14 protein-coding genes are annotated in these 16,130 nt (G+C 64.9%); 6 read left to right on the top strand and 8 right to left on the bottom strand.

The annotated features are described in order from the left end of the window. Positions 1 to 71: 71 nt before the first annotated feature. The 6 genes from ychF to ELY13_RS04905 form a co-directional block, all read right to left on the bottom strand. Positions 72 to 1,172 (bottom strand): redox-regulated ATPase YchF, encoded by a 1,101-nt coding sequence (gene ychF, locus ELY13_RS04880; RefSeq protein WP_126172770.1) that lies wholly within the window; start codon positions 1,170 to 1,172, stop codon positions 72 to 74. Beyond that, complete coding sequence (locus ELY13_RS04885) at positions 1,173 to 1,598, bottom strand: GNAT family acetyltransferase (protein WP_126172771.1); 426 nt, start codon at positions 1,596 to 1,598, stop codon at positions 1,173 to 1,175. Next, positions 1,595 to 2,164, bottom strand: a complete 570-nt coding sequence (pth, locus tag ELY13_RS04890; protein ID WP_126172772.1) for an aminoacyl-tRNA hydrolase — start codon at positions 2,162 to 2,164, stop codon at positions 1,595 to 1,597. The genes ELY13_RS04885 and pth overlap by 4 nt, the downstream gene beginning before the upstream one ends. Before the next feature lie 93 nt (positions 2,165 to 2,257). Beyond that, complete coding sequence (locus ELY13_RS04895) at positions 2,258 to 2,941, bottom strand: 50S ribosomal protein L25/general stress protein Ctc (protein WP_126172773.1); 684 nt, start codon at positions 2,939 to 2,941, stop codon at positions 2,258 to 2,260. 100 nt (positions 2,942 to 3,041) lie between these two features. Beyond that, positions 3,042 to 3,914, bottom strand: a complete 873-nt coding sequence (locus tag ELY13_RS04900) for a TraB/GumN family protein (protein WP_126172774.1) — start codon at positions 3,912 to 3,914, stop codon at positions 3,042 to 3,044. Then, entirely contained in the window at positions 3,911 to 4,837 is a 927-nt protein-coding gene (locus ELY13_RS04905) for a TraB/GumN family protein (protein WP_164549698.1), read from the bottom strand. The genes ELY13_RS04900 and ELY13_RS04905 overlap by 4 nt, the downstream gene beginning before the upstream one ends. Positions 4,838 to 4,972: 135 nt before the next feature. On the opposite strand from ELY13_RS04905, the gene ELY13_RS04910 reads away from it, so the two are divergent. The 3 genes from ELY13_RS04910 to ppdK all read left to right on the top strand — a co-directional run bounded on the left by ELY13_RS04910 (position 4,973) and on the right by ppdK (position 10,864). After that, complete coding sequence (locus ELY13_RS04910) at positions 4,973 to 5,872, top strand: glycine--tRNA ligase subunit alpha (protein WP_126172776.1); 900 nt, start codon at positions 4,973 to 4,975, stop codon at positions 5,870 to 5,872. Beyond that, positions 5,869 to 8,073: a glycine--tRNA ligase subunit beta gene (glyS, locus tag ELY13_RS04915; protein WP_126172777.1), complete on the top strand. Its 2,205-nt coding sequence runs from the start codon at positions 5,869 to 5,871 to the stop codon at positions 8,071 to 8,073. Before ELY13_RS04910 ends, glyS begins: the two co-directional genes overlap by 4 nt. A 124-nt stretch (positions 8,074 to 8,197) precedes the next feature. Continuing rightward, on the top strand, positions 8,198 to 10,864 hold the full coding sequence (ppdK, locus tag ELY13_RS04920; protein WP_126172778.1) for a pyruvate, phosphate dikinase: 2,667 nt from the start codon (positions 8,198 to 8,200) through the stop codon (positions 10,862 to 10,864). 15 nt (positions 10,865 to 10,879) lie between these two features. Here the strand turns inward: ppdK and ELY13_RS04925 are convergent, their stop codons facing one another. Further along, entirely contained in the window at positions 10,880 to 11,644 is a 765-nt protein-coding gene (locus ELY13_RS04925) for a methyltransferase domain-containing protein (RefSeq protein ID WP_241233544.1), read from the bottom strand. 67 nt (positions 11,645 to 11,711) lie between these two features. On the opposite strand from ELY13_RS04925, the gene ELY13_RS04930 reads away from it, so the two are divergent. From ELY13_RS04930 to ELY13_RS04940, 3 genes are all read left to right on the top strand, one after another. Continuing rightward, on the top strand, positions 11,712 to 12,455 hold the full coding sequence (locus tag ELY13_RS04930; protein WP_338142320.1) for a double zinc ribbon domain-containing protein: 744 nt from the start codon (positions 11,712 to 11,714) through the stop codon (positions 12,453 to 12,455). Between the two features lie 346 nt (positions 12,456 to 12,801). Then, a complete protein-coding gene (gene hisI, locus ELY13_RS04935; RefSeq protein WP_126172780.1) occupies positions 12,802 to 13,224 on the top strand; it encodes a phosphoribosyl-AMP cyclohydrolase in 423 nt (140 codons plus the stop codon). 11 nt (positions 13,225 to 13,235) lie between these two features. Further along, entirely contained in the window at positions 13,236 to 15,008 is a 1,773-nt protein-coding gene (locus ELY13_RS04940; protein ID WP_126172781.1) for an acyl-CoA dehydrogenase C-terminal domain-containing protein, read from the top strand. A gap of 75 nt (positions 15,009 to 15,083) precedes the next feature. Here ELY13_RS04940 and ELY13_RS04945 read toward each other — a convergent pair whose 3' ends face one another. Then, positions 15,084 to 16,112, bottom strand: coding sequence for an SDR family oxidoreductase (locus ELY13_RS04945; protein WP_126172782.1), 1,029 nt, complete (start codon positions 16,110 to 16,112; stop codon positions 15,084 to 15,086). Between the last annotated feature and the right edge of the window lie 18 nt (positions 16,113 to 16,130).

A 16,130-nucleotide genomic window follows, 5' to 3' on the forward strand; every position in this document is an offset into this window, starting at 1 on the left:
AAACAGCAACGGCGCGGGAGCTTCGGTTCCCGCGCCGTTTTCTTTTGGCGTATGAATGGAAGGGCTAAGCCTCAAACGTTGAAGCGGAACAGCAGCACGTCTCCATCCTGCACCCGATATTCCTTGCCTTCCTGACGCAGCTTGCCCGCTTCGCGCGCACCGGCTTCACCGCTCAGCGCAACGTAATCGTCAAAGGCGATCGTTTCCGCACGAATGAAGCCCTTTTCGAAATCGGAATGGATTTCGCCTGCGGCTTGCGGCGCGGTGGCGCCCGCAGGGAAGGTCCAGGCGCGTGCTTCCTTGGGTCCGGCGGTAAAGAAGGTCCGCAGGCCCAGCAGTTCGTAGCCGGCGCGGATCACGCGGGCGAGGCCGGTCTCCTCCAGCCCGAGTTCCGAAAGGTATTCCTGCCGTTCCGCCGGGTCCATCGCGACGAGTTCGGATTCGATGGCGGCGGAAACGACTACCGCCTTGGCGCCTTCGCCGGCGGCCTTTTCGAACACCTTGGCGGATTGATCGTTGCCGTTCGCGGCGTCTTCCTCACCCACGTTGCAGACGTAGAGCACCGGCTTTGCGGTCAGCAGCTGGGCCTGTGCGAACACGCGCGCTTCCTCATCGTCTTTCGGTTCGACGAGCCGCGCGGGCTTGCCGTCGCGCAGCAGGTCAAGCGCCTGGCCGAGGACGCTAGCGGCGACCTTCGCTTCCTTGTCCCCGGTCGTCGCTCGCTTCTGTGCCGCCGGTACGCGCTTTTCCAGGCTTTCAAGGTCGGACAGCATCAGCTCCGTCTCGACCACCTCTGCGTCCGCGATCGGATCGACCTTGTTGGCGACGTGCTGGATGTCGTCATCTTCGAAGCAGCGCAGCACGTGGACGATCGCGTCCACCTCACGAATGTTGCCGAGGAACTGGTTGCCCAGTCCTTCACCCTTGCTCGCGCCCTTTACCAGGCCGGCGATGTCGACGAACGCGAGCTGCGTGGGGACGATCTTGGCCGACTTGGCGATGGCAGCGATCTTGTCCAGCCGCGTATCCGGAACGGCCACCTGGCCGACGTTCGGCTCGATCGTGCAGAACGGATAGTTGGCGGCCTGTGCAGCCTGCGTTTCGGTCAAGGCGTTGAACAGGGTCGACTTGCCGACATTCGGCAGCCCGACGATCCCGCAGCGGAAACCCATTTACAATTCCTTCTCGTCTAGCCGGCGCGCATAGGTGCGCACCGGCTGCAAATCCCAACCGAGCCGCTCATACAGCCCTGCGGCCGGATTGCCATCGCGCACCATCAATTCCACTTTCGGGCATCCGCGCTGGCGCAGCCAGTCGCAGCACGCGTCCAGCGTTTCCCGGCCAAAGCCATGTCCGCGGAATTCGGGCAGGACGCCAAGGTAATAGATCCATCCGCGATGCCCATCGGACCCGGTCATTGCGGTGGAAACCGGCAGCGGGCCTCGCTCGCCCAGCAGGACTACGGCGCTTTCGCAGTCCAGCGCTCGGTCGAAATCCTTGTGCGGGTCGTTCCACGGCCGGGTAAGATCGCACTTGCGCCAGATGTCCAGCACGCTTGCGCCGTCGGCGTTCATGGCCGGGCGGATGGCCAGGCTCATCCCTGTAGCCTCAGGGCTACCTCGCTCATGAACCGGGGGTCGTCGCCTTTGGACAGCCATTCGGCTTCCGCCCCGATTGCTGCGAGCATGTCGGCAAGATTGTCCATTTCTGCCTTGGCGTAATTGCCCAGCACATGGCCGGTGACCCGGTCCTTGTGTCCCGGATGACCGATGCCGATCCGCACGCGGCGGAAATCGGGGCCGGAATGCTTGTCGATCGAACGCAAGCCGTTGTGCCCGGCGGTACCGCCGCCCGTCTTCACCTTGATCTTGAAGGGCGCCAGATCAAGTTCGTCGTGGAACACGGTCAGCGCTTCTGGCGCGAGCTTGTAGAACCGCAGCGCCTCACCCACGGCACGGCCGCTTTCGTTCATGTAGGTCGCGGGCTTCAGCAGCAGCACCTTTTCGGTGCCGATGCGGCCTTCCTGCACCCAGCCGGAGAACTTCTTCTGCACGGGACCAAAGTCATGCATGGCCGCGATCACGTCCACGGCCATGAAGCCGATGTTGTGCCGATGGAGCGCGTATTGCGGTCCCGGATTTCCTAGTCCTGTCCAGATCTGCATGGCAGCGTCTTATTGCTCCGCCGGCTGAAAAGCAAAACGCCGGCCACACCCGAAGGCATGACCGGCGTTTCGATGCCTGAAGAAAAGCGAGGCTTACTCGCTCTTTTCTTCCTGTTCCTCGGCTGCGTCTGCATCGGGGCCGAGTTCGGTCGCGGCGGTTTCGCCCGCTTCCATGTCGGCGCCGGTCTGCTCGGCTTCAGAGCGCTTGAGCGCCGAAGGAGCAACGACGGTGGCGATCGTGAAGTCGCGATCGGTGATCGCGCTTTCCGAACCGGCCGGCAGATTGACGCGGCTGATGTGGATCGAATCGCCCACTTCGACGCCGGTGACGTCGATCTGGATCTCCGACGGGATCTTGTCCGGGTCGCAGATCAGATCAAGTTCGTGACGCACGATGTTGAGCACGCCGCCCTTCTTGAGGCCGGGCGCCAGTGCTTCGTTCGTGAACACGACCGGTACCTGAACCTCGACCTTCGCGCCGCGGGTCAGACGCAGGAAGTCGATGTGGACAGGGCGATCGGTAACCGGGTGAAAGGCAACGTCCTTCGGCAGCGTGCGAATGGTCTCGCCGCCGGTTTCGATCATCACAAGGGAGTTCATGAAGTGACCTGTGCCGAGCAGGCGCATCACTTCCTTCTCTTCCATGTGGATGGTAATGGGTTCTTGCTTGCCGCCATAGATAACGGCGGGAACGCGGCCTTCGCGGCGCAGCTGACGGGTGGCTCCCTTGCCAGTCCGTTCGCGCGCCTCGGCCGGCAGGGTGAGAGCGTCGCTCATCGTAACGTGCCTTTCAAGATTGCTGGTACTCCCGCCACGCCTCCAGGGATGACCACGGCGGGAACCGCGCCCCTAGGCGCAAAGCCGTGAAAAAGCAAGGCTACTCCACGCGCGTGACGGTATAGCCGCGCTGGGTGAGCAAGGCAGGCAAGCCATCGTCCCACAGCATGTGCGCCGCGCCGACCGCGACGAACGGTCTGGCCCCGCTTTTCAGCATGGCATCGATCCGGCTGGCCCAGTTCCGGTTGCGTGCGGAAAGCAGCTTTTCGCGCAGCCCCGGATCGGTCAGGATTCCGACGGAGGACTGCCGCGCCAGCTCATCCAGATCGCCGGTGACCCACGCCCGCAGCCGCCCTTCGTTCGCGTCCAGTTCGGCATCGCGAGCAAGTCCGAGCAGCAGCGTTGCCTGTTCCGACGGCGTGAGAGTATCGAACACGCGGTACTGCGCTGCATAGCTTTCGAGCCCGACAACGGGGTCCTTGCCCTCCAGCAACACGGTGTCCACGCCTTCTCCGCCGTCGGAGCGGCGGGCGGCATTGGCGAGCCGCAGCGCGGCGGCCCAAGTCTCCAGATCGGTGAAGTCGTCGTCATCCCTTCCGGCGCGCTCCATGAAGGCGTGCAGCGCAGCGCGGTCGGAAGCCGGGACGCGGGCCGAAAGCGGCGGCAGGCCCGGTGTGCGCGCGACTTCGTCGAAGGCTGCGCGGGCTGCGTCCCTTCGCCCGAGATTGGCGATCTCCACCACCAGCCGGTCCGCGGACCGGAGCGCTTGCTCGACGGCTTGCGTCTGCCAGGCGACGCTGCTCGGCAGCGCATGAACCGTCCCGAACAGCCAGCCCTTTGCCCCGTCCGGGCCGGTGACTTCCCACAAGGCGGGGGAGGGAGGTGGCCAGTCCTCGCGCGGGCCGCCGCACGCGGCCAGCAGGAATGCGGCTGCGAAGAACAGGAAACGCTCGATCACCCGGCGGCCGTTCATTCGGCGACGGGTTGTTCGACCACTCTGGCGGTCGTGATCCCCCGGGCCTTCAGTTGATCCTGCACGCTGCCCTTCCCGGCGAGGTGTCCCGCGCCAACGGCGACGAAGACGGTTCCGGGCTGCTGGAGGCGCCGATCGATCCACTCCGCCCAGTTCGCGTTGCGCCGGGTCAGCAAGCGATCCCGCAGTACCGGATCGTCAATTTCCGCATTGAGCAGTCGGGCCAGGGCGTTGGCATCGCCCTCAAGCCACCGGGCGACCATCTCGGCAACAGTCTCGCCCACCATGTTCAACGAAGTGACCGTCTGGTTGAGGAAAGACACCTGAGCAGCCATCGGTAGGCCGTCGAACAATTCGATCTGCTGCTCCACCGTTTCGAGCGCGGACATCTTCTTGCCCGGAGCATCCCGGCTCAGCACCATCTCCACGCCGCTTTCCGCCCCGAACCCCGCCTTTGCGAGCGGCAGGACCGACAGCATCATCGCGGCGTACCACGGCTTGAACCGGTCGAGGGCTTCGACCGGAAGGCCAAGGGACACGAGCGTCTCCTCGAACAGGATGCGGTCCGCCTTGCTCATCAAGCCGCGCAGGCTCTGCCCCTTCGGCAGCTGGGCACGGGCAAGCAGTTCCTGCTGCATTGCGCCGGTGTCCCCCACCGATACTTCCGTCACGAGTTCGTCGGAAACGGCAAACGCATGCTGGACCGGCCCCTTGAACCAGTCGACGTCGCTGGGGAGGGAGTGAACCGTCCCGAACAGATAGATCGTAGTGTCGGCGTCGGAGACCGCCCACAAGGCTGGCCCCGGCGGGTACTGCTGCGCTTCGGCCGTGGTGGCGGAATCCACAAACGTGGCGCAGCCCGGCAAGCCCAGCAGGGACAGCGCGGCCAGCGGACGAAACAGTAGGCGTGCCAGAAAGGGCATCTGCGAAAACATCCTGCGATGAACGGGCTGCTATGTAGGACGAATTGTTGAGCAGCGGTAGCGTTCCCGAGACGTTTCCCCCCGCCCATGCGCAACCATTGACGCTCTGTTGCCCATAAGCCATGGCGCCGGACCATGAACGGCACCTCGCGCCCCGGTTTCCAGCAGATGATCCTGACGCTCCACGACTACTGGAGCCGCCAGGGATGCCTGATCCTGCAGCCCTACGACATGCGGATGGGCGCAGGCACCTTCCACACCGCGACGACGCTGCGCGCGCTCGGCCCCGAGCCGTGGAACGCTGCTTTCGTCCAGCCTTGCCGCCGCCCGACGGACGGTCGCTACGGCGAAAACCCGAACCGGCTGCAGCACTACTACCAGTACCAGGTGATCCTGAAGCCGAGCCCGCCGGACTTGCAGGAGCTTTACCTGAAAAGTCTGGAGCTGATCGGAATCGACCCGTTGAAGCATGACATCCGCTTCGTGGAAGATGACTGGGAATCGCCCACGCTCGGCGCGTGGGGCCTCGGCTGGGAAGTCTGGTGCGACGGGATGGAAGTGACCCAGTTCACCTATTTCCAGCAAATGGGCGGGTTCGACTGCAAGCCGGTGGCCGGCGAACTGACCTACGGCTTGGAACGGCTGGCGATGTACATCCAGAACGTCGACAGCGTCTATGATCTCGATTTCGACGGACGCGGCACGACCTACGGCCACGTGTTCCTCGAGAACGAACGGCAGATGAGCGCGTGGAACTTCGAGGTCGCCGATACGGACGCCTTGTTCGACTTGTTCAACAAGGCGGAAGCCGAATGCCGCAACGCGCTGGACGCGAACCTGCCGATCCCGGCTTATGAACAAGCCGTCGAGGCGAGCCACATCTTCAACCTGCTGCAGGCGCGCGGCGTCATCAGCGTGCAGGAACGCGCCAGCTACATGGGCCGGGTGCGCGATCTCGCCCGCGGATCGTGCGAGGCCTACATGGCCCGGGAATCCGACCGCTGGGCGCGTGACTTTCCGGAGTGGGCGGCATGACGGATTTCCTGCTTGAACTGCGCTGCGAAGAAATTCCCGCCCGGATGCAGGCGGGCGCGCGCAAAGATCTTGGAAAGCTGTTCGGCAAGGAAATGCAGGCCGCCGGCGTCCCCGTGGGGGCTGTCATGGTCTGGTCCACCCCGCGCCGCCTTGCACTGATCGCACGCGATCTGCCGGAAAGCACCGAGTCGGTTCGGGAAGAAACCAAGGGGCCGCGTACCAGCGCGCCGCCGCAGGCGCTCGAAGGTTTCCTGCGCAAGACCGGCTTGACGCAGGACCAGCTTGAAGACCGCGACGGCGTCTATTTCGCCGTGGTGGAAAAGCCCGGCCGGCCGGTGCGTGACGTGCTGGCGGAGGCGATCCCCGCGATCGTCCGCGCGTTTCCGTGGCCAAAATCGATGCGCTGGGGCGACGCCTCGCTCAGTACCGAATCCCTGCGCTGGGTGCGCCCGTTGTCGGGGATCGTGGCGATCTTCGGAGAAGACCTGGTCGAGTGCACGGTCGGTGAAATCGAAAGCGGCTATGCCACGCTCGGCCATCGCTTCCACCATGAAGGACCGATCACCATCGGCGGGGCGGACGATTACCAGGGGAAGCTGCGCGCTTGCCACGTGATCGTCGACCATGCGGAGCGAGAAGCGATGATCCGCGAAGGCGCGACCAGGGCTGCTGCCGAGGTCGGACTTGAGCTTGTCCCCGACGAAGGACTGGTGATCGAGAACGCCGGGCTGACGGAATGGCCGGTGCCGCTGCTCGGCCGGTTCGACGTGGAATTCCTCGAAGTCCCGCCTGAAGTCATCCAGCTGACGGCGCGGACGAACCAGAAGTATTTCGTCTGCGAAAAGGACGGAAAGCTCGCAAACGCGTTCGTCTGCACCGCAAACATTGGCGCGCCCGACGGCGGGGAAGCCATCGTCGCCGGCAACCGCAAGGTCCTCGCCGCCCGTCTGTCCGATGCCCGCTTCTTCTGGGAGCAGGACCGAAAGAAGGCGCTGGACCAGCACGCGGAAGGGCTGAAGCGGATCACCTTCCACGAAAAGCTCGGCACCGTGGCCGACAAGGTGGAACGCGTGGCGAAGCTCGCCCGCTGGCTGGCGGAAGAAGGGATCGTCCAGGGTGCGAACCCGGGTCTCGCCGAACAGGCCGCAAGGCTGGCGAAGGCCGATCTCGTCACCGAAATGGTCGGCGAATTCCCTGAACTTCAGGGGCTTATGGGCGGATACTACGCCCGCGCCGAAGGTTTGCCGGATGAAGTCGCCGGCGCGATCCGCGATCACTACAAGCCGGTTGGGCAGGGCGACGACGTCCCCACCGCGCCGGTGACGGTGGCGGTCAGCCTTGCGGACAAGCTGGACACGCTGGTCAGCTTCTTCGTGATCAAGGAGCGGCCCACGGGTTCGCGCGATCCGTTCGCGCTCCGGCGAGCGGCGCTCGGCATCATCGAGATCATTCTTCGCAGCGGCCTGCGGCTGGAGCTGGATTACGCGACGTACCGGGCCGGTCAAATGCTCAAGCAGCAGATGGAAGGCGTTCTACCGGCGGAACAGCACTATGACTGGATCCGCGAGAACTTGCCTGCCGAACTGTTTCTGGCGGTTCCGGAATTCTTCGTCGATCGCCTGAAGGTGCAGCAGCGCGAAGCTGGCGTCCGGCACGATCTGATCGATGCCGTCTTCAAGCTTGAGGAACGCAAGGACGAGATTGTCGGAAATCTCGCGCGCGTCCATGCCTTGCAGAACTTCGTCGGGACAGAGGACGGCACCAACCTGCTCGCCGCGTACAAGCGAGCGGCCAACATCCTGAAGAAGGAAAACTGGGAAGGCCACGAAGCCGAGGTGGCGCGGACCGGAGAGGAAGACCCGCTGGCGCTGGTCGATGATCCCGATCTTGCTCCGATCATCGCGGCCAAGATGGCCGAGCGGAAGGCGCCCGGCCTTTCCTATACCCCCGACGCGGCCGAAGAAGCGCTGATCGAAGCACTCGACGCAGCCGAGCCGAAAGCTGCCGCCGCCATCGAAACGGAAGATTTCGAAACGGCCATGGCTGCGCTCGCGTCCCTCCGCGCCCCGATCGATCGCTTCTTCGAAGAGGTGACGGTCAACGCCGAAGACCAGTCAAAACGCGCCGCCCGCTTGGGACTACTTGCGCGTTTCCGTGCTGCGGTGCACAAAGTGGCCGATTTCTCGCACATCGAGGGATAGAATATTTCTTTTTCCTGAAAGCGGGAAAGTGTCACCTACAGGCCCTTTTCGGCAAGGATAACAACGGCATGACACGCATGACGCGTCCTGTAGGACGTGTCATGCGTGTCAACTCGGGAGCAAACTGATGCAGACGGTCTACACCTTTGGCGGCGGCGTCAGCCACGACGATTCGCGCACTCGGGACAAGACCATCACCGGCGGCAAGGGCGCAAACCTTGCTGAGATGGCTGCAATCGGCCTGCCGGTTCCTCCGGGTTTCACCATCACGACCGAGGAATGCCTGCGCTACCTGCGGCAGGGGCACGACTTTTCGCAGCAGCTTCGCGCCGATGTTGCCGAAGCCCTGCGCCACATCGAACAGGCGGTCGGCAAGCAGTTCGGCGATCCGGCGGACCCGCTGCTCGTCTCCGTGCGTTCCGGCGCACGCGTTTCGATGCCCGGGATGATGGATACCGTCCTGAACCTCGGTCTCAACGACGAAACCGTGCAGGGTCTTGCCGCGACTTCGGGCGATGACCGGTTTGCATGGGACTCCTATCGCCGGTTCATCCAGATGTATTCCGACGTCGTACTCGGGCTCGATCATGGCCAGTTCGAGGAAGCGCTGGAAGTCGCCAAGGAAGACCAGGGCTTCTACGCCGACACGGAACTGAGCGCGAGCGACTGGCAAGCGTTGGTATCCCAGTACAAGGACATCGTGGCGAAGGAACTGGGCAAGCCGTTCCCGCAGGACGTGCAGGACCAGCTCTGGGGCGCGATCGCGGCCGTGTTCAGCAGCTGGGATTCGGAACGCGCGAAAGTCTATCGCCGGCTCAACGACATTCCCGCCGACTGGGGCACGGCGGTCAACGTGCAGGCAATGGTGTTCGGCAACATGGGCGATACCAGTGCCACCGGCGTCGCGTTTACCCGCGACCCGGCGACCGGGGAAAAGGCCTATTACGGCGAATACCTCGTCAACGCGCAGGGGGAAGACGTGGTCGCGGGTATCCGCACGCCGCAGTACCTGACGCGCGCAGCGCGGGAAAAGGCCGGGGCAAGCGCGCCTTCGATGGAGGAGGCGATGCCGGACGCGTTCGGGGAGCTTGCCCGCACTTTCGAGCTGCTTGAACAGCACTACACCGACATGCAGGATATTGAGTTCACCGTGGAACGCGGCACGCTGTGGATGCTGCAGACCCGCAGCGGCAAGCGCACCGCCAAGGCCGCGCTCAAGCTGGCCGTGGACATGGTCGGTGAAGGCCTAATCGATGAGAAGACGGCGATCCGGCGTGTCGATCCGATGGCGCTCGACCAGTTGCTGCACCCGACGCTCGACCCCAAGGCCAAGCGTGACGTGCTGGCCAAGGGCCTGCCCGCTTCGCCGGGCGCTGCCTCAGGCGCAATCGTGCTCGATGCCGACACCGCCGAACAGCGTGCCTCGAAAGGCGAAGCGGTGATCCTCGTGCGGGTCGAGACAAGCCCGGAAGACATCCACGGAATGCACGCGGCCAAGGGAATCCTGACCGCGCGCGGCGGAATGACGAGTCACGCGGCAGTGGTCGCGCGGGGGATGGGGCGGCCGTGCGTCTCCGGGGCGTCATCGGTCTCGATCGATCTCAAGACGCGCCGCTTGCGCATCGGCAGCCGGGAACTGGCCGAAGGCGACGTGATCACGCTCGACGGATCGACCGGGGAAGTGATGGCAGGGGAAGTGCCGACGCTTGAGCCGGAACTGGTCGGCGATTTCGGCACGCTGATGGAGTGGGCCGACAAGCATCGCCGGATGAAGGTGCGGACCAATGCGGAAACGCCGCAGGATTGCCGCGTGGCGCGCCAGTTCGGCGCGGAGGGCATCGGCCTTGCCCGTACCGAGCACATGTTCTTCGACGCCAGCCGGATCAGCGCAGTGCGCGAAATGATCCTGAGCGAGAACGAGGCGGGACGGCGCCAGGCGCTGGAAAAGCTTCTGCCGGAACAGCGCGCCGACTTCACCGAGATCTTTGAAGTCATGGCGGGGCTGCCCTGCACGATCCGCCTGCTCGATCCCCCACTGCACGAATTCCTTCCGCACGAGGATCAGGAATTCGCCGATCTGGCCGCCATTGTAGGCCAGGATGCAGAACAGCTGAAGCGGCGGGCAGCCGAACTCCACGAATTCAACCCGATGCTGGGCCACCGCGGCTGCCGTCTCGGCATCACCTATCCCGAGATTTACGAGATGCAGGCCCGCGCGATTTTCGAGGCGGCGTGCGATGTCGCGCAAAGCAGCGGGGAAGCCCCGGTGCCGGAAGTGATGATCCCGCTGGTCGCGACCCGGAAGGAAGTGGCGATCCTCAAGACGCTGATCGACCGGACGGCGGCGACAGTGTTCGAGGAAAAGGGGACCACGCTGCGCTATCTTGTCGGGACGATGATCGAGCTACCGCGGGCTGCGCTGGCGGCAGGCGAGATCGCCGAGGAAGCGGAATTCTTCTCCTTCGGGACGAACGACCTGACGCAGACCACGCTTGGCGTCAGCCGGGACGATGCCGGACGGTTCCTGTCCGCCTATGTCGAACAAGGAATCTACCCGCGCGATCCGTTCGTCAGCCTGGACATCGAAGGCGTTGGCGAACTGGTCAAGCTCGCCGCAAGCCGGGGACGGGAAACCCGCTCCGCCATCAAGCTCGGCATCTGCGGGGAACACGGCGGCGATCCGGCGAGCATCGCCTTCTGCGAAACCGTCGGCCTCGATTACGTCAGCGCTTCGCCCTACCGCGTGCCGATCGCGCGGCTGGCGGCAGCGCAGGCGGCCTTGCAGGAGTAGGGGGCCCGGGTGGCGCTAGCGCCACCCGCTCAGCGTCAGGATCTCGAACGTCTCGGTCACCCGGCCATCCGCGTCGGCGACTTGCAGAAAGGCCGCGCGTGCCCGGTCAAGGCCGGCACGGCCGATTGCCGGGGCAGGGGAGGCAAGTACGCTGCCCAGCCCTTGGGCGCGCAAGTCCTCGACCAGCCGGTCGAGCGATCCATAGCGCACCCGCAGCGTCCGGCTGTCTGAGACGGGCTTTGCCCACCCTGCACGCTGGAGCAGTTGCCCCCCGGCGCGCACGTCCACTTGCGGGTGGATCCGGGCGGCGGGCCGCTCCGCATCGGCGCTCAGCATTGCATCGCGCAGCACCGGCAGGCTTCCCGCCCCGACGAAGCTTGCCATCGCGAGGCCTCCGGGCGCCAGGGTGTTGCGCATGTGGATCAGCGCGCCGGGGAGGTCGTTCACCCGGTCGAGCGTTCCGAGGCTGACGGAGAGGTTGTAGCCGGAAAACGGCCACGGCTGTTCTTCGTCGAAGTCCTGCTCTCCTGTTCCAGGAACCGGATCGCCGCGGGTGACCGAGCAGCCCTGCGCCGTCAGTTGCCGGGACAGGTGGCCAGTCCAGTCCCCCACCACCAAGGCCGTCTTCGGCTCGTGCCGCAGAAACGACAGGCGGTCCAGCACGTCCTCCACCATGTCATCCAGAAGGAATCGGGCTGCGCCGGGGCGTTGCTGCAGGGCATGCATTCGGTGCCGGCTGGCGACCCGGCGTCGGGGCGAGAAGATGATCGGCAAGGCCATCGTAACCTCCTGCCGTCCCGGCCTGCTATCCGCAAGCCGCTTGCGGAACGAACGACGGCCCGGCAGCATGGCTTCCGTGAAGCTCCTGCAGGCCGTCTCCCCCCTGATCGACCTTGTTTATCCGCCGCGCTGTCCGTTGTGCGGCGAAGGGCTTGCGATGCAGCAGGGCCTTTGCGGCACGTGTTGGGGAGAACTCGCGATCCCGGGAGAGCCCGCCTGTGCAACATGCCAGCGCCCGTTCGGCGACAGCGGAGTGCTGGACGGGGCGATCTGCGCGCCGTGTCTCGCAAACCCGCCACGTCATGACGGCGTGACGGCCGGAACGCTCTACAACGATGCCGCGCGCAAGCTCGTGCTGTCGTACAAGCACGGCGGCCGGATAGCGTTGGCCCCGATGCTGGCGCGCCTCATGGCGGCACGATTGCCCGTACTCGAGGGGGATTGGATCGCGGTTCCGGTTCCGCTTCATCGGATGCGGTTATGGAAGCGCGGGTTCAATCAGTCGGCGCTGCTGGCGCGGGAAGTGGCGCGCCTTCGCGGAACCGGCTTGTGCGTCGATGGGCTAACCCGGCGCAAGGCGACCGTGCCGCTCGGCGGACTGGGCAAGACGGCGCGGGCGCGGGCGCTTTCCGGAGCTATCGCAATCACCCGCGCGCGATCGGACACGATCCAGGGCGCTCAGATCCTGTTGGTGGATGACGTGGTGACCAGCGGAGCGACGAGCGATGCCTGCGTTCGCGCGCTGAAGCAGGGCGGGGCAAGCGCGGTGCGGATCGTCTGCTTCGCCCGCGTTCTGGACGAAGCGCTCTGAGCGCGAACTCGTGGATGAGGCCGCCCGGAGTCAAAACGCCCGGGGAATACCCCGGGCGTCAGCGTGACGATCGTCTTTAGGGCCGGCTCACGAACCTTCGGCGCCGCCCCTGTCGGCGCCTGACCCAACCTCATGTTCGGCTTCCCTTTGCGGGATAGCCACGAGACCCCTGTACCTTGGCTCTACCGGCCTGGCCGGTTCGGCTAGCAAACCGTCTTCCGGTCCGCACGGCAGTCATCCCATTGAAGGGGCCGCGACAAAAGAGGGTACGGGCGAAACAGTGGATTTTGGAACCCATCTGTGGTTATCGTGCAACAAGGCCGGACTGCCGCACGCACACTCCGGAATGAGGAAACGCACAGTCTTGGAACATCCTGAAACTGCCCCGGCCAAGCCGGATTCAGTCGAAACAACTTCAGACAGGGAGCAGGGAACCCGCTTCTTGCCAAAATTCGATTCAGCTGGGCTGATCACCGCGGTCGTGCAGCACGCCCGTTCGGGCGAAATTCTGATGGTCGCGTTCATGGATGCCGAGGCGCTGGACAAGACGCGGGAGACCGGCTTTGCCCATTTTCATTCCCGCAGCCGGGGCCGGTTATGGAAGAAGGGCGAAAGCTCGGGGCACGTGCTGGAGGTTCTGCAGGTACTCGTCGATTGCGATCAGGACGCTCTCGTCCTTAAAGCGCTCCCGCACGGACCCACCTGCCACACCGGCGCGGACAGCTGTTTCTACCGCGCGCTGGACGGGGAGCGCCTCGGGCGCATCTGAAAAGGATTCCAATGCCGACCTACACGCCGCCTGTCGCAGACAGTCTGTTCGTCCTGCGTGACCTGCTCGGCCTGCAGCAGTATTCACACATTCCGGCCTTTGCCGCAGCGGATGAGGACCTGACGGAAGCGGTTCTGACCGAAGCTGCCCGTTTTGCGGCCGAGGTGATCGCACCGCTTAATTCGGTGAGCGACCGGGAAGGCTGCACGCTCCACCCGAATGGATCCGTCACCACGCCTGCCGGCTTTCCCGAAGCGTATCGAAGCTATGTCGAGGCGGGTTGGGGCACGCTCGCCTTGCCGGAAGAGTGGGGCGGGCAAGGGATGCCGCACGTACTGGCGAGCGTGGTCGAGGAATACCTCAACTCCGCTTGCCATGCGTTCAACATGTATCCCGGCCTGACCCATGGAGCCGTGGCGGCGCTGCTGGCCAAAGGGGGCGAAGAGCTGAAGGCGGCCTATCTGCCCAGGCTCGTGTCCGGTGAATGGCTCGGCACCATGGCGCTAACGGAGCCGCAATGCGGGACCGATCTCGGCCTGATCCGCACGCGAGCGGAGCCTGCCGGGGACACTGCTTTCTCGCTTTCCGGCGAGAAGATCTTCTGTTCGGGCGGAGAGCAGGACCTGACGGACAACATCGTCCACCTGGTGCTGGCAAAGCTGCCCGGCGCACCCGAGGGATCGCGCGGCATCTCGCTGTTTCTGGTGCCGAAGATTCTGCCCGACGGCACGCGCAACGCGCTGTCCTGCGGGGCAATCGAGCACAAGATGGGCGTTCATGGCAGCGCCACTTGCGCGATGGTGTTCGATGGCGCGAAAGGCTGGCTGATCGGGCAGGAGAACGAAGGACTGGCTGCGATGTTCATCATGATGAACGCGGCGCGGCTTTCCTGCGGGAACCAGGGGCTCGGCCAGGCAGAGCGCGCCTACCAGAACGCCGTCGCCTACGCGCTCGACCGGCGGCAGGGCAAAGCCGCCGGTGAACGGCCTGATCCGAAGTCTGCGGCCGATCCGATCATCGTCCATCCGGATGTCCGGCGTATGCTGATGGATGCCCGCGCCTTCACCGAAGGATTTCGCGCGCTGATCGCGTGGTGCGCGCTGCAGATCGACTTGTCCCATCATGCGGCCAGCGAAGACGATCGAGCCGAGGCCGATGCGCTGGTCGGCTTGCTGACCCCGGTGATCAAGGGGTTCGGCACCGACAGGGGGTTTGGGGTCACCGTCGCGATGCAGCAGGTGTTCGGCGGGCATGGCTACATCGCGGAATGGGGGATGGAGCAGTACGTCCGCGATGCGCGGGTGGCGATGCTGTATGAAGGCGCGAACGGAGTCCAGGCGATGGACCTTGCCGCGCGCAAGCTGGTTCGCGACCGGGGCCGGACGTTCGAACGGTTTTTCGCCAAAGTGGAATCCGACTGCGCCGAGGGACCACAATTCATGGCCGGTCCGCTCATGCAAGCGCTTGCCGATGCGCAGGCGGCAGCACGCTGGCTGCTGGACAACGCGGCGGACCATCCGGACAACGTTGGTGCCGGCTCCTACGCCTTCATGGAACTGGTGGGGATCGTGACCCTGGGATGGATGTGGCTGCGCATGGCGCGAGCCGCCGAGACGAAGCTTGCGTCAGGTGCGGGCAATGCCGCCTTCTACGAGGCGAAGCTGGCGACTGCCCGGTTCTACGCCGCCCGGACGCTGCCGGACAGTGCGGCGTTGCGACGGAAGGTCGAGGCGGGCGCGCAAAGCGTCATGGCGATCCCTCCGGAAGCTTTCGCAGCCGCGTGACGGACGAAGCCGCAGTTCGCAGTTGCGAACCGCGGCCTGCGGCCGTCATGCGAACCGCTCAGGCTTAGCGCCGGTTCAGCTTCGCTTCGTGGTACTCCCACGGCGGTTTGCAGCCCAAGCGAGCACCGCCAGCGGACCCACTGCGAGCGCCGCCGCCGCCTTGAGCGGACTTTTCTGCGCCTCCAGTAAAAGGCTCGATTGCCGGACGTAGTAATCCTGATGCCCGTCCACCGATCCGTCCTTGCGCGGTTCGTAGAGGTTGTCACGGGCGGCCGGATCGGTCGGCTGGTCCGGATCGGTCTGGGCGTTTCGTCCGACCAGCTTCATCAGCGTGTCGGACAAACGCGGCGCGTACCAACCCAGCATGCTGATCATGTACCCGTTCCCGCCGATGTAGAGATGGCGCCGCGGATTTTCTGCCGCAAACAGGATCGCATCCGCCACGAGCCGCGGATCGTACATCACCGCGGGGAGGCGCGGCGGCTCTTCCATGAAGCTGCGCGCGTGCTCCGGGTATGGCGTGTGAATTGCACCGGGCTTGATCAGCGTGACGGAAATCGGCGCGTCGGACCGCTCCAGTTCCATCCGGAGCGCGTCCGTCGCCGCCTTCACTGCGTGCTTCGTCGCAGAGTAGGCTCCCTGGAAGATCATCGCCCGGTCGGACAGGACCGAACCGAGGTTGATGATGGCCCCGCCTTTGGTGCGCAAGTGGGCCGCCGCCACCAGCGAGCCTTTGAGCAGCCCGAAATAGTTGACGTCGAAGATCCGCCGGTGATCCGCCATCGGGGTTTCGTCCATCTGCCCATAGGCTGCGGCAGCGGCATCGTTCACCCAGGTATCGAACCCGCCGAACGTGTCGATCGCCGTCTGGGCGATTCGCTCCACGTCCTCTTCGCTGGCCACGTCCGCGACACAGATCGCAACTTGCGCTCCGCCGGCCCGAAGCTCGGCAGCGATCTCTTCCAGGGCTTCCTCGTTACGGGCGGCCAGCACCAGCTTCGCGCCTCGGCGCGCAGCCTCGCGCACGGTGGCCAGCCCGTTACCGCTCGTCGCCCCGGTCAGGACGATGGTTTGTTCGCTCACCGGCTTCAGCTTGACGGACATTGGTAATCTCCTCTCGGA

The sequence above is a fragment of the Altericroceibacterium xinjiangense genome, assembly GCF_003958635.1.
Lineage (GTDB): Bacteria > Pseudomonadota > Alphaproteobacteria > Sphingomonadales > Sphingomonadaceae > Altericroceibacterium_A > Altericroceibacterium_A xinjiangense.